Raw genomic sequence first — 14,283 nt, 5'->3', positions numbered from 1 at the left:
GTGTCCACCGAGCACGCCGCACGTCCTTTCCCCACCGCCAGCGTGGGCCTGTCCGAGCGCACCGCCTTCGACCCCGACGCCCGCGGATACTTCGGCAGCTTCGGCGGTCGGCACGTGCCCGAGGCGTTGATGGCCGTGATCGACGAGGTGACGACGACCTACGAGAAGGTCCGCAGCGACGACGACTTCCTCGCCGAACTCGACCGCCTGCAGCGCGACTACAGCGGTCGGCCTTCGCCGCTGTTCGAGGCGACACGGCTGAGCGCCGCCGCCGGTGGCGCCCGTATCTTCCTCAAGCGTGAGGACCTGAACCACACCGGTTCGCACAAGATCAACAACGTGATCGGTCAGGCGCTGCTCGCCCAGAGGATGGGCAAGACGCGCGTCATCGCCGAGACCGGTGCCGGTCAGCACGGCGTCGCCACGGCGACCGCCTGCGCGCTGCTCGGCCTCGAGTGCATCGTCTACATGGGTCGCGTCGACACCGAACGACAGGCGCTCAACGTGGCCCGCATGCGACTTCTCGGTGCGTCGGTCATCGCCGTCGACAACGGTTCGGCCACCCTCAAGGACGCGATCAACGAGGCCATGCGCGACTGGGTCACCAACGCGCACACCACGTATTACTGCTTCGGCACCGCGGCCGGCCCCCATCCGTTCCCGCTGATGGTGCGCGATCTGCAGCGCATCGTCGGACTCGAGGCCCGCGCACAGATCCTCGAACAGACCGGTGCGCTGCCCGACGCCGTCGTGGCCTGCGTCGGCGGCGGATCCAACGCGATCGGCATCTTCCACCCGTTCATCGCCGACGCCGACGTTCGCCTGGTCGGTTTCGAGGCGGCCGGCGACGGCGTCGAGTCCGGACGGCACGCCGCGACCTTCGCCGGCGGCACCCCCGGCGCCTTCCAGGGCGCCTACTCCTACCTGCTGCAGGACGACGACGGCCAGACCATCGAGTCGCACTCCATCTCCGCGGGTCTCGACTACCCCGGTGTCGGTCCCGAGCACGCCCACCTGTTGGAGACCGGTCGGGCCGAGTACCGCCCGGTCACCGACACCGCCGCCATGGACGCACTGTCGGTGCTGAGCAAGACCGAGGGCATCATCCCGGCCATCGAGTCCGCCCACGCCGTCGCGGGCGCCATCGAACTCGGCGCCGAACTCGGTGCGGGCGCCGTCATCGTGGTCAACCTGTCCGGCCGCGGGGACAAGGACGTCGACACCGCCGCGCGCTGGTTCGGACTGCTCGACAAGCCGGCCGGCAGCGACGGCAGTGGCACCACCCTCGGCGACCCCTCCAAGGCCGACACCACAGCGGCCGACGCCACAGCGGGCACCACGTCCGAGGCGCAGCCGCCGGCCCCGGGCATCACCCCGTGAGCGCGTCGCGCCTGGCCCCGGTCTTCGCGCAGTGCTCGGCCGAGAACCGCAGTGCGCTCATCGGTTATCTGCCCGTCGGCTATCCCGACGTCCCGACCTCGTTGCAGCTGGTGCGCGCCCTGGTGCGATCGGGGTGCGACATCGTCGAACTCGGCATCCCGTATTCCGACCCGGTGATGGACGGGCCGACCATCCAGGACGCCGCCGACACGGCGCTGCGCGCGGGCACCCGGGTCCGCGACGTGTTCGCCGCGGCCGAGGCGGTCGCCGACGCCGGGGGAGCCCCGGTGGTCATGTCGTACTGGAATCCTGTGTTGCGCTACGGGGTCGACGCCTTCGCCCGTGACCTCGCCGCGGCCGGTGGCCGTGGTCTGATCACCCCCAACCTCATCCCGGAGGAGGCCGACGGCTGGTTGGCCGCGGCCGGTGAGCACGACCTCGATCCGATCTTCCTCGTCGCGCCGTCCTCGACGGAGGAACGCCTGGCGATGACCGTCGACTCCAGCCGTGGTTTCGTCTACGCGGCCTCGACCATGGGCGTCACCGGTGCACGCGACGCCGTGTCGAACGCCGCCCCCGGCCTCTGCAAGCGGATCCGCGAACACTCCGACATCCCGATCGGCGTGGGGCTCGGTGTGCGCAGCGGCGCGCAGGCGGCCGAGATCGCCGCCTACGCCGACGGCGTGATCGTCGGATCCGCTCTCGTCAGTGCGGCCGCCGACGGCGTCGAGGCGGTTTCCACGCTCGTCGAGGAGCTGGCCGCGGGAGTGCGTTCGGCTACTGTGGCACGGTGACCGACCCCGCTGTCCTGGCCTACATCCCGAGTCCCTCACAGGGTGTCTGGTACCTCGGTGGTTTCCCGTTACGGGCCTACGCGCTGTGCATCATCGTCGGCATCGTCGTCGCGGTGTGGTGGGGCAGCAAGCGCTGGCAGGCACGCGGTGGCCGCAACGGTGAGGTGCTCGACATCGCGATCTGGGCGGTGCCGTTCGGACTCGTCGGAGGTCGTCTCTACCACCTGGCGACCGACTGGCGGACGTACTTCGGCGACGGCCCGAAGACCCCGATCGACGCCTTCAAGATCTGGGACGGCGGACTCGGCATCTGGGGTGCGGTCCTGTTCGGAGCACTCGGCGCCTGGATCGGGGCGCGCCGCGCCGGCATCTCGCTGCCGGCGATGGGCGACGCGATCGGACCGCCGATCCTGTTGGCGCAGGCCATAGGTCGGCTGGGCAACTACTTCAACCAGGAACTCTACGGCGCGCACACCACGCTGCCGTGGGGCCTGGAGATCTACGAACGCGTCGACCGCAACGGCAATGTCGGGCCCGGGCTCATCGACGGCACGTCGACCGGCACCGTCGTCGACGTCGTGCAACCGACGTTCCTCTACGAGCTGATCTGGAACGTCCTCGTCGTCATCGCACTCGTGGTGATCGACCGCCGGTTCCGCATCGGCCACGGCCGTCTGTTCGCGCTCTACGTCGCCGGGTACTGCGCGGGTCGGTTCTTCATCGAACTGCTCCGTGAGGACCAGGCCACCCACATCTTCGGCATCCGCATCAACGTCTTCACGGCCGTGATCGTCTTCTGTTGCGCGATCGCCTATGTGATCCTCGCCCGCAAGGGCCGCGAATCGCCCGCCGAGATCTATCGCGACGGCGCCGGTCCCGAGTCGACCCCTGTCACCGACGCGTCTGCCGACCCCGCGGCCCCAGACTCGAAGGGCGCAGACTCGAAGGGCGCAGACTCGAAGGCCGCCGACTCCACGGTCACCGAACCCGACGAGATCGACTCCGGTGCCACCGAACCCGTGGACACCGACCCCGCGGAAACCCCGGGGAGCGACGCGGCGCCCGAACCCGACGAGCCCGGCGCCGACAGCACCGACAGCGACGACACCAGCGGTACGCGCACGCCGTCCTGACCGGGCGAAATCCACCCGACGGTGGCGCGACGGCGGTGTTAGCATCGGGATTCGCGGGTCTGTGAGTCGTCCGCGAGCCCGTATCTCCCGCAGGCCGGTGCAGTCCTGAGGACCCATCCCTGATGGCCACCAGGCCTGTCGTGGAGGTTGTCACCGGTGTTGTTCTCCGCATTCCCACCCGCGCAGGGCCTCTACGATCCCGACGCCGAGTCCGATTCGTGCGGCGTCGCGATGGTCTGCGACATCCACGGTCGGCGCTCGCACGGCATCGTCTCCGACGCCCTGCTCGCGCTCGAGAACCTCGACCACCGTGGTGCGGCGGGCGCCGAGACCAACAGCGGTGACGGTGCGGGGATCCTGATCCAACTGCCCGACGCCCTCCTGCGTGCGCAGACCGGATTCGACCTTCCCGATCCGGCCCTGTCGGGCGACCACACCTACGCGGCAGGTGTCTGTTTCCTGCCCGTCGAGGTGGCCGCGCGCACCGCGGCGATCGCGAGGATCGAGTCGATCGCCGGCGAGGAGGGTGTCACCGTCCTGGGCTGGCGCGACCTGCCGACCGACGCCGACGGGGCCGATCTGGGCGCCACCGCCCGCGGGTGCATGCCGCACATGGCGCAGCTGTTCGTGACGGTCGACACCGCCGAGGGCATGCCCCGGCCGGCGGGGATCGATCTCGACCGCATCGTCTATCCCCTGCGCAAGCGCGCCGAGCAGACCGACGACATGATCGAATCGCAGGGCAGCGGAGTGTATTTCGCGTCCCTGTCGAGTCGCACGATGGTGTACAAGGGCATGCTCACCACCACCCAGTTGCCGCTGTACTACGCCGACCTGCGCGACGAGCGATGCGAGAGCGCCATCGCCATCGTCCATTCGCGTTTCTCCACCAACACCTTTCCCTCGTGGCCACTCGCGCACCCGTTCCGCTTCGTGGCGCACAACGGCGAGATCAACACCGTCCGCGGCAACCGGAACCGCATGCGCGCACGGGAGGCGATGCTCGACAGCGACCTCATCCCCGGCGATCTGCGGCGACTGTTCCCGATCTGTACCCCCGACGCGTCGGATTCCGCGTCCCTCGACGAGGTCCTCGAACTGCTGCACCTGGGCGGTCGCAGCGTCGCGCACAGCGTGATGATGATGGTCCCCGAGGCCTGGGAGAACGTCGCCGACATGGACCCCGACCGGCGGGCGTTCTGCCAGTTCCACGGATCGCTGATGGAGGCATGGGACGGCCCCGCGTGCGTCACCTTCACCGACGGCACCGTGGTCGGTGCGGTGCTCGACCGCAACGGGTTGCGCCCCGGCCGGTGGTGGCAGACCCGCAGTGGCCGTGTGGTACTCGCGTCGGAGTCCGGTGTCCTCGACGTCGCGAAAGACGACGTCGTCGCCAAGGGACGCCTCGAGCCCGGTCGGATGTTCCTCGTCGACACCGCCATCGGTCGCATCGTGGGCGACGAGGAGATCAAGTCCGATCTCATCACCGCCGCGCCCTACGCCGAATGGCTGCACGCCGGACTCCTCGAGATCGCCACCCTTCCCGACCGACCTCGCTTCGTCCCCACCCACGAGTCGGTCGTGCGCAGGCAGGTGTCGTTCGGGTACACCGAGGAAGACCTGCGAATCCTGTTGACGCCCATGGCCGCCGGGGGTGCCGAGCCACTCGGGTCGATGGGCACCGACACCCCGGTCGCGGTGCTCTCCCGCCGGTCACGGCTGCTCTACGACTATTTCGTCGAACTCTTCGCGCAGGTCACCAACCCGCCGCTCGACGCGATCCGCGAGGAGATCGTCACGTCGATGGCGCGGGTCATGGGCCCCGAACACAACCTCTTGCAGCCCTCGGCGGCGTCGTGCCGACAGATCGTGCTGCCGTGGCCGGTCCTCGACAACGACGAGCTGGCCAAGATCGTGCACATCGACGACGACGGCAATCACCGAGGGTTGTCGGCCCGTGTCCTGCGGGCGCACTTCGAGATCGGCGGCGGCGGTGAGGCACTCGCCCGCGCCCTCGACGATCTGCGGAACCGCGCGTCCGCGGCCATCGCCGACGGGCACTCCACCCTGGTGATCAGCGACCGCGAGGCCGATCGCGATCATGCCCCGATCCCGTCACTGCTCGCGGTCTCGGCGGTCCACCATCATCTGGTGCGCACCAAGGAGCGCACGCGGGTCGCGCTGGTGGTCGAGACCGGTGACGCCCGCGAGGTGCACCATGTGGCGCTGTTGATCGGATTCGGGGCCGCGGCGGTGAACCCGTACCTGGCGTTCGAGTCCATCGAGGACCTCATCCGCGAGGGTGAGCTGACCGGCGTCGCCCCCACCGGAGCCGTGCGCAACTACCTGCTGGCCCTGGGCAAGGGTGTGCTCAAGGTGATGAGCAAGATGGGCATCTCCACCGTCAGCTCCTACACCGGCGCACAGTGTTTCGAGGCTGTCGGCCTGTCGTCGGATCTCGTGGCCGAGTACTTCACGCGCACGGTGTCGCGGATCGAGGGTGTCGGGCTGGCCGAACTGGCCGAGGAGGTGGCGATCCGACACCGCCGCGCCTTCCCCGACAACCCCACCGAGCAGGTCTTCCGTCGCCTCGACGTCGGTGGCGAGTACCAGTTCCGCCGCGAGGGCGAGCTGCACCTGTTCACCCCCGAGACCGTCTTCCTGCTGCAGCACGCGACCGCCAGTGGCAAACAGGAGGTGTACCGGCGCTACTGCGACGAGGTGAACCGCCTCTCCGCCGAGGGTGGCACGCTGCGTGGCCTGTTCGATTTCGTCGCGGCCGGCGACGGCGCGGGTGGCCGTTCGCCGGTACCGATCGACGAGGTCGAGTCGGTGGAGTCGATCATGACCCGGTTCAACACCGGGGCGATGAGCTACGGGTCGATCTCCGCCGAGGCCCACGAGACGATGGCCATCGCGATGAACCGGATCGGCGGACGGTCGAACTCCGGCGAGGGCGGCGAGGACACCGACCGGCTGTACGACCCGGCGCGGCGCAGCGCCGTCAAGCAGGTCGCCTCCGGTCGATTCGGGGTGACCAGCGACTACCTCACCAACGCGACCGACATCCAGATCAAGATGGCCCAGGGTGCGAAACCCGGTGAGGGAGGGCAACTCCCGGCGTACAAGGTGTACCCGTGGATCGCCAAGACCCGGCATTCCACGCCCGGTGTCGCGCTCATCTCACCGCCCCCGCACCACGACATCTACTCGATCGAGGACCTCGCGCAGCTCATCCACGACCTCAAGAACGCCAACTCCGACGCGCGCATCCACGTGAAGCTCGTCTCGGCCGTCGGTGTGGGCACGGTCGCGGCGGGGGTGTCGAAGGCCCACGCCGACGTCGTGTTGATCTCCGGTCACGACGGCGGGACCGGCGCCTCGCCCCTGACCTCGCTGAAACACGCGGGCACACCGTGGGAGATCGGTCTGGCCGACGCGCAGCAGACGTTGATGCTCAACGGGTTACGCGACCGCATCACCGTCCAGTGCGACGGCGCCCTGCGGACCGGCCGCGACGTGATGGTGGCCGCGCTCCTCGGGGCCGAGGAGTTCGGCTTCTCCACCGCGCCGCTCATCGTGGCCGGCTGCATCATGATGCGTGTCTGCCACCTCGACACCTGTCCGGTCGGGGTCGCCACACAGAACCCGGTGCTGCGTGCGCGGTTCACCGGCCAGGCCGACCACATCGTGAACTTCTTCCGCTTCATCGCCCAGGACGTCCGCGAACACCTCGCGATGCTCGGGTTCCGGTCGATCGACGAGGCCGTCGGGCGGGCCGACGTGTTGCACACCGCCGACGGTGTGGCGCACTGGAAGAGCAGGGGCATCGACCTGTCGCCCATCTTCGCGATGCCCGACGTCCCCGGCGCCCGCCGCCGGACCGGCGAGCAGTACCACGCGCTCGACAAGGCCCTCGACCAGACGCTCATCCAGCTCGCCGAGGGGGCACTCGAGGACGCGCACCCGGTCACCCTCGACCTGCCGGTCCGCAACGTGAACCGGACCGTGGGCACGCTGCTCGGCGCCGAGGTCACGCGGCGCTACGGTGCGGCGGGGCTCGCCGCCGACACCATCAGGGTGAACCTGACCGGTTCGGCCGGACAGTCGCTCGGTGCGTTCCTCCCGCCGGGTGTCACGATCGACCTGCGTGGCGACGCCAACGACTACGTGGGGAAGGGGATCTGCGGGGGCACCGTGATCGTGCGGCCCGATCCCGAGGCGTCGTTCGTCGCCGAGGACCAGGTGATCGCCGGCAACACCCTGCTCTACGGGGCCACCTCGGGAGAGGTCTACCTGCGCGGCCGCGTCGGCGAACGGTTCTCGGTGCGTAACTCCGGTGCCACCGCCGTGGTCGAGGGCGTGGGCGACCACGCCTGTGAGTACATGACCGGGGGACGGGTGGTGATCCTCGGACCCACCGGACGCAACATGGCCGCGGGGATGTCGGGCGGTATCGCGTTCGTGCACGATCTCGATCCGGCGAAGGTCAACCGCGCGATGGTCGCGCTGCAGCGGCCCGACCCCGACGACCTCGCCTGGCTGCGCGAGACGATCTCCCGGCACACGGCGCTGACCGGGTCGGGTGTCGGTGCGTCCCTGCTCGCCGACTGGCCCCGGCGGTCGCAGGCGTTCACGAAGGTGATGCCGACGGATTACCAGCGCGTGCTCGATGCCGCGCGGATGGCACAGGCGGAGGGTCGCGACGTCGACTCGGCGATCATGGAGGCGGCACGTGGCTGACGCACGCGGATTCCTGACCGTCGGCAAGCGCGAGGACCGCGCCCGGCCGGCGACCGAGCGGGTGCACGACTGGGCCGACGTCTACGAGCACCCCGATCCGCTCGCCCTGCGCGCGGAGGTCTCCGAGCAGGCGCGGCGATGCATGGACTGCGGCATCCCGTTCTGCCACTCCGGCGGGGCGGGATGCCCGCTGGGCAACCTCATCCCGGAGTGGAACGACCTGGTTCGTCGACAGCGGTGGGACGCCGCCGCCGACCGCCTGCACGCGACCAACAACTTCCCCGAGTTCACCGGCAAGATCTGTCCCGCGCCGTGCGAGTCGGCGTGCGTCCTGTCGATCTCGGACGAGACGACCGGCGGCAGCGTCACCATCAAACGCATCGAGAAGACGATCGCCGAGGTGGCCTGGCAGGAGGGCATGGTCGAGCCCAAGATGCCCGCGGTGCGATCGGGCCGATCGGTGGCCGTGGTCGGTTCGGGTCCCGCCGGGCTCGCCGCCGCCCAACAGCTGACCCGCGCCGGGCACGACGTCACCGTCTACGAACGCGACGACCGCCTCGGCGGTCTGCTGCGGTACGGCATCCCCGAGTACAAGCTGCAGAAGTCCGACATCGACCGGCGGTTGGCGCAGATGCGCGCCGAGGGCACCGAGTTCCGGACCGGCGTCGACGTCGGCGTCGATCTCGGCGTCGCCGATCTGCGCGACCGACACGACGCGGTCGTCCTCGCGGTGGGGGCGCTCGCGGCACGCGACAACGTGGTCCCCGGACGCGAACTCGACGGGGTCCATCTGGCGATGGAGCACCTCGTGCCCGCCAACCGTGAGTGCGAGGGCGACGGACCCAGTCCGATCACCGCGCGCGGCAAGCACGTGGTGATCATCGGTGGCGGTGACACCGGTGCCGATTGTCTGGGCACCGCGCACCGTCAGGGTGCGGCGTCGGTGACCCAGCTCGACTACAACCCCGAACTCCCGCGCAGTCGCGACGACGGACTGTCGCCGTGGCCCACCTGGCCGTTGGTCATGCGGACGTCGTCGTCGCACCACGAGGGCGGCGATCGCCGATATCAGGTCGCGGTGCAGCGGTTCCGTGGGAACGCCGGAGGACACGTCACCCACCTGGTGCTGGCCGAGGTGGAGGTCCGGCGCGACGGCGACGGAGGACGCACGGTGGTCCCGATCGGCGACGACTTCGAGATCGCCTGCGATCTCGCGTTGTTCGCGATCGGCTTCGAGGGGGTGGAACCGATGGCGCTGCTCGACGACCTCGGCCTGTCGACAACCGCCCGCGGCACACTCTCCTGCGGCAGCGGGTGGCAGACCACGACCGAGGGTGTGTTCGTCTGCGGCGACGCGCACCGCGGCGCGTCGCTGGTGGTGTGGGCGATCGCCGAGGGACGGGCCGCGGCACGCGGTGTCGACGAATTCCTCATGGGCGCCTCCGATCTGCCGGCTCCGGTCCATCCGGGTGCGCTCCCGCTGTCGACCGCGAGTCTTTCCGCGAGATGACATGTTGGCGCAGTGATGGAGTTGGCCGGACGGGGAGACTAGGCTCGGCCGGGTGAATCGCCGTACCAAGATCGTCTGCACACTGGGCCCTGCGACCGATTCGGCGGAGCGCGTTCGAGAACTCGTCGAGAGCGGCATGGACGTCGCGCGCCTGAACTTCAGCCACGGCAGCCACGCCGACCACCAGGCGATGTACGAGCGGGTCCGTGAGGCCTCCGACATCACCGGGCGCGCCGTCGGCATCCTCGCCGATCTCCAGGGACCGAAGATCCGTCTCGGGCGCTTCGCGCAGGGCCGTACCGAGTGGGCGACCGGCGAGCAGGTCCGGATCACCGTCGACGAGATCGAGGGAACCCACGACCGCGTGTCGACGACGTACAAGGAACTCGCGGTCGACGCCCAGCCCGGCGACCGACTGCTCGTCGACGACGGCAAGGTGGGACTCACCGTCGTCGATGTCGACGGCAACGACGTCGTCTGCCGGGTGACCGAGGGCGGTCCGGTCAGCAACAACAAGGGCGTGTCGCTGCCCGGCATGAACGTGTCGGTGCCGGCCATGTCCGACAAGGACACCGCCGACCTGGAGTTCGCGTTGGCGCTCGGTGTCGACCTCATCGCCCTGTCGTTCGTGCGCTCACCGTCCGACATCGAGCTCGTGCACGAGGTGATGGACCGCGTCGGCCGCAGGGTGCCCGTGATCGCCAAGCTCGAGAAGCCCGAGGCCATCGACAACCTCGAGGCCGTCGTGCTGGCGTTCGACGCCGTGATGGTCGCCCGCGGCGACCTCGGTGTGGAACTGCCGCTCGAGGAGGTACCCCTGGTGCAGAAGCGGGCCATCCAGATGGCGCGCGAGAACGCCAAGCCGGTCATCGTCGCGACCCAGATGCTCGAGTCGATGATCGAGAACTCGCGGCCCACGCGCGCCGAGGCGTCCGATGTCGCCAACGCCGTGCTCGACGGCGCCGACGCGGTCATGCTCTCGGGCGAGACGTCGGTCGGCAAGTACGTGATGGAGACCGTCCGCACGATGGCCCGGATCGTCAACGCCGTCGAGAACAGCACGCGCGCGGTCCCGCCGCTGAGCCACGTCCCGCGCACCAAGCGCGGCATCATCTCCTACGCCGCCCGCGACATCGGTGAACGCCTCGACGCCAAGGCGCTCGTCGCGTTCACGCAGTCCGGTGACACCGTTCGCCGACTCGCGCGTCTGCACACGCGGTTGCCGCTGCTGGCGTTCACACCGCTCCCGGAGGTGCGCAGCCAGTTGGCGATGAGCTGGGGGACCGAGACGTTCCTGGTCGACCCCGTCGAGAGCACCGACGCGATGATCCGCCAGGTCGATTCCTCGCTGCTGCGGATCGGCCGTCTCAACGTCGGCGATCAGGTGGTGATCGTGGCGGGTGCACCTCCCGGTACGGTCGGGTCCACCAACCTGATCCACGTGCACCGCATCGGTGAAGAGGATCACTGAGGGTGAGAACCGCAGCGTTCTGACCTGAATTTCATCCCGGGGGAACTCGGTCCGGCGTGGGAGTCGGCGCCGAGCGGGATGCATCGACGAGGGGGCCGTGCAGTGGAAGTGACCATGCAGAGTGATCTCGACAAGCTTCTCGGCCTGTTCGATCTGACCGACGCCGGCGACGACGTGTTCGTGGGGCAACACCCCGAACAGAAGACCGCCCGCACCTTCGGTGGACAGCTCCTCGCCCAGGGCGTCATCGCCGCCGGACGCACCATCGTGAAGGGTTCGCCGCCCGTCCACGCGCTGCACGCGCATTTCATCCGTGGCGGCGATGTCGAGCGACCCATCCACTATCACGTGCACCGTTCTCGGGACGCCCGGAGTTTCGCCAACCGGCAGGTCACCGCGATGCAGGGCGACGCCGAGGTCTTCACGATGCTGGTCGCGTTCCAGGACAGCTCGGCCGGCCTCGAGCACGCCGTGTCGACTCCCGAGGTGCCCTATCCCGACGAGTTGCCGCCGCTAGGCGAGCACTTCAAGGGTTACGAGGACCGCATCGCCGCGTTCGTCGACGCACTGCACCCGATCGACATCCGGTTCGCCAACGACCCGACGTGGAAGGCCCGTGAGACCGGCGAGCGGTTGGAGCAGAACCGCGTGTGGATGCGCGCCGACGGCACTCTTCCGGACAATCCGCTGCTCCATGTCGCGACCATGGCCTACGCCTCCGACACCACCGTGCTCGACTCGATCATCACCACCCACGGCCTGTCCTGGGGCATCGACCGATTGTTCGCCGCCACCGTCAACCACTCGATGTGGTTCCACCGCGACTTCCGGTTCGACGAGTGGATGCTCTACGCCACCGAATCGCCGGTCGCCGCCGGATCCCGCGGCCTCGCCTCGGGTCGCTTCTTCACCCTCGACGGGACATTGGCGACCACGGTCGTGCAGGAGGCACTGATCAAGCATTTCCCCGCCCGGGACTGACCGCCGGAGCTCAGTTCTTGTCCGGGTCCACGGCGTCCTTGATCTTGCCGAGCATGCCTTTCTCGGTACCGAAGGCAGGCGTGCGCGGTTCACCCATCGCCCCGTCGTAGGTGGCGTAGAGCTTCGGGTCCGGCGGCGGCCCGGCCTGGGCGGACCCCAAGGGGACCGGGTCGGCGAGGAAGCCGTTCTCATGACGCCCGTCGGCCGCTACGCCGTACGCCCACCGGCCCTTGTCCGCATCGGCGCCGTCGGACAGGTGCCACAGGCTGGTGGCGTGTTCGGCGTGTTCGACGTCCATCAGGTCGTTCGGGACGATGGTGTCCTCGAGCCCGTCGGCTTTGAGCTCCTCGATCGCGGCGAGCCACAGATTCTGGTGATAGGTGTCGCGGGCCAGGTTGAACTTCACCATGTCCTTCACGCCGGGGTCGTCGGTCATGTGATAGAGCCGGGCGGTCTGCAGCCGCCCGTGTGACTCGATCGCCACGTTGGATCGGAAGTCCGCCAACATGTTTCCGCTCGCAACGATGTAACCACCGCTCCAGGGGACCCCGTTGCTGTTGGCGAGCATCGCCCCGCCACCGGCCACGATCGCCTGCTGCGGGTCCATCCCGCCCATGACCGCTGCGACGACCGGGTCACCCGCGGCGTTCTTCGTCGAATCGGTGGCCGGAGCGCCCTCGAGCAGACGGGCGATCATCGTCGCGATCATCTCGACGTGACCGATCTCCTCGGTGGCGACGTCCATGATGAGGTCCTTGTACTTGCCCTTGAGGCGGCAGTTCCAGCCCTGCATGAGGTACTGCATGGTCACGGTCATCTCACCGAAGGTGCCGCCGATGAGTTCCTGCAGTTTGTGGGCGTAGACCGGGTCCGGCTTCTCCGGGGCCACGTCAAATTGCAGATGGTCGGTGTGTCGGAACATGGGAGACCTCTCGTCGGCAGGGGCCGTGGGCCCCCGGATCCTTTTGTGCACAGCCAGAATTCGGCGTGATCGCGATGTGGTGCTCGGCTACGGTCTCTGCCGGTCGTTCTCTGAGGGGGTGCCCCGCATGGGAGGGGTCCCAAACCTCTCCGAGCCTGCGGAGGTCGCATACGCGCTGCTTCTCGGCTGCGGTCGACGTCGTGCGCGGCACGATGCCCGATGGTGATCGGTCACGAAGTCGGAGCCGATGGGGCCTGCTGTCCGTCGACGCCCCATCGGTCTCGGGGGTGGTCATCTCGGCGCAGGCATGGCACGATCAGCAGTACGTGCGGACCGGTTGAGGCGTGAGCCCCTTCGTACAGCTCAGGGCCCTCGGGTGGTGTCGAATCCAGTGACCCCCGTCCCGCTTCGTAGAACTCGATGCGGATGTGCCCACCTCCCTCCTCTGTGTGACGAGGTGATCCATGCACCCCGACTACTCCTCCCCGTCGACGACATCCCCGCAGCCGCTCCCCGCGCCCGCACGGCTCTATGGCCGTCGTGAGCGTGGACGACCGCGCCGCGACGACGACTACGCCGACGTGGCGCACCGTATCGCCGCGTTGGCGCAGCTGGACGGTGGGTCGCACGAATTCATCTGCGCGAGAGACGATGTGATCGCACGGTGTCTGCCGTTGGCGGACAACGTCGCCCGTCGGTTCGGAGGGCGGGGTGAGGCGTTCGACGATCTCGTCCAGGTCGCCCGCCTCGGGTTGGTCAACGCGGTCGACCGGTTCGATCCCGCACGCGGCTCCGATTTCCTGTCGTTCGCCGTGCCCACCGTGATGGGTGAGGTACGCCGCCACTTCCGGGATTCCACGTGGTCTCTACGTGTCCCACGGCGGACGAAGGAGAACTATATGCAGATCGCGAAGGTCTCCGATGCCATGTTGCAGCGGTTGGGCCGCGCGCCTCGGCCCAGTGAGATCGCCGTCGAGATGGATCTCGACCTCGATGCGGTGGTCGACGGCCTCGTCGCCCGGTCGGCGTACCACGCGGGCTCCATCGACGCCGAGATCACCAGCGATGCGTCCACCATGCGTTTACAGGACACACTGGGCGACATCGACGAACGCATGGGTGCTGTCGAACATGTCGCCACGCTGCGGCCCGCGCTCGCACGGCTGACCGATCGAGAGCGCCAGATCGTCGGGCTCCGCTTCTTCGGTTCGATGTCACAGTCGCAGATCGCCGAGCGCATCGGCATATCGCAGATGCATGTCTCGCGGATCCTTTCGAAGACACTGGCCGCGCTGCGAGCAGATCTCGACGACGCAGCCCTCGACGGCGTCTGACGGCCTCCGAGCGCC

At 68.8% G+C, this 14,283-nt stretch carries 8 protein-coding genes and 1 pseudogene; 8 read left to right on the top strand and 1 reads right to left on the bottom strand.

Annotated elements, in window-relative coordinates; genetic code table 11:
- From trpB to TU34_RS11590, 7 genes and pseudogenes are all read left to right on the top strand, one after another.
- Positions 1-1,380 (top strand): tryptophan synthase subunit beta, encoded by a 1,380-nt coding sequence (trpB, locus tag TU34_RS11620; RefSeq protein WP_045823034.1) that lies wholly within the window; start codon positions 1-3, stop codon positions 1,378-1,380.
- Complete coding sequence (gene trpA, locus TU34_RS11615; RefSeq protein ID WP_045823033.1) at positions 1,377-2,174, top strand: tryptophan synthase subunit alpha; 798 nt, start codon at positions 1,377-1,379, stop codon at positions 2,172-2,174. Before trpB ends, trpA begins: the two co-directional genes overlap by 4 nt.
- Positions 2,171-3,034, top strand: a pseudogene (lgt, locus tag TU34_RS11610) (prolipoprotein diacylglyceryl transferase); the annotation flags it as partial. The gene trpA and the pseudogene lgt, both read left to right, overlap by 4 nt.
- Before the next feature lie 429 nt (positions 3,035-3,463).
- Positions 3,464-8,050 carry a glutamate synthase large subunit gene (gene gltB, locus TU34_RS11605; protein WP_045823032.1) on the top strand — a complete coding sequence of 1,529 codons (4,587 nt, stop codon included), beginning with the start codon at positions 3,464-3,466 and terminating at the stop codon, positions 8,048-8,050.
- The gene (locus tag TU34_RS11600; protein WP_045823031.1) at positions 8,043-9,560 is read left to right on the top strand and encodes a glutamate synthase subunit beta; all 1,518 of its coding nucleotides are present in this window, start codon (positions 8,043-8,045) and stop codon (positions 9,558-9,560) included. Before gltB ends, TU34_RS11600 begins: the two co-directional genes overlap by 8 nt.
- 52 nt (positions 9,561-9,612) lie before the next feature.
- Entirely contained in the window at positions 9,613-11,031 is a 1,419-nt protein-coding gene (gene pyk, locus TU34_RS11595) for a pyruvate kinase (protein ID WP_045823030.1), read from the top strand.
- 114 nt (positions 11,032-11,145) lie between these two features.
- Positions 11,146-12,012 (top strand): acyl-CoA thioesterase, encoded by an 867-nt coding sequence (locus tag TU34_RS11590; protein WP_045823269.1) that lies wholly within the window; start codon positions 11,146-11,148, stop codon positions 12,010-12,012.
- Between the two features lie 10 nt (positions 12,013-12,022).
- Here the strand turns inward: TU34_RS11590 and TU34_RS11585 are convergent, their stop codons facing one another.
- Entirely contained in the window at positions 12,023-12,934 is a 912-nt protein-coding gene (locus TU34_RS11585; RefSeq protein WP_045823029.1) for a manganese catalase, read from the bottom strand.
- Between the two features lie 464 nt (positions 12,935-13,398).
- Here TU34_RS11585 and TU34_RS11580 point away from each other — a divergent pair, with 464 nt between their 5' ends.
- The gene (locus TU34_RS11580) at positions 13,399-14,268 is read left to right on the top strand and encodes a SigB/SigF/SigG family RNA polymerase sigma factor (protein ID WP_082080183.1); all 870 of its coding nucleotides are present in this window, start codon (positions 13,399-13,401) and stop codon (positions 14,266-14,268) included.
- Positions 14,269-14,283: the final 15 nt, after the last annotated feature.

It is taken from the genome of Williamsia herbipolensis, assembly GCF_000964005.1.
Classification (GTDB): domain Bacteria; phylum Actinomycetota; class Actinomycetes; order Mycobacteriales; family Mycobacteriaceae; genus Williamsia_A; species Williamsia_A herbipolensis.
The sequence above is the reverse complement of the archived record's forward strand: the minus strand, read 5'-3'. Positions and strand labels throughout refer to the sequence as shown.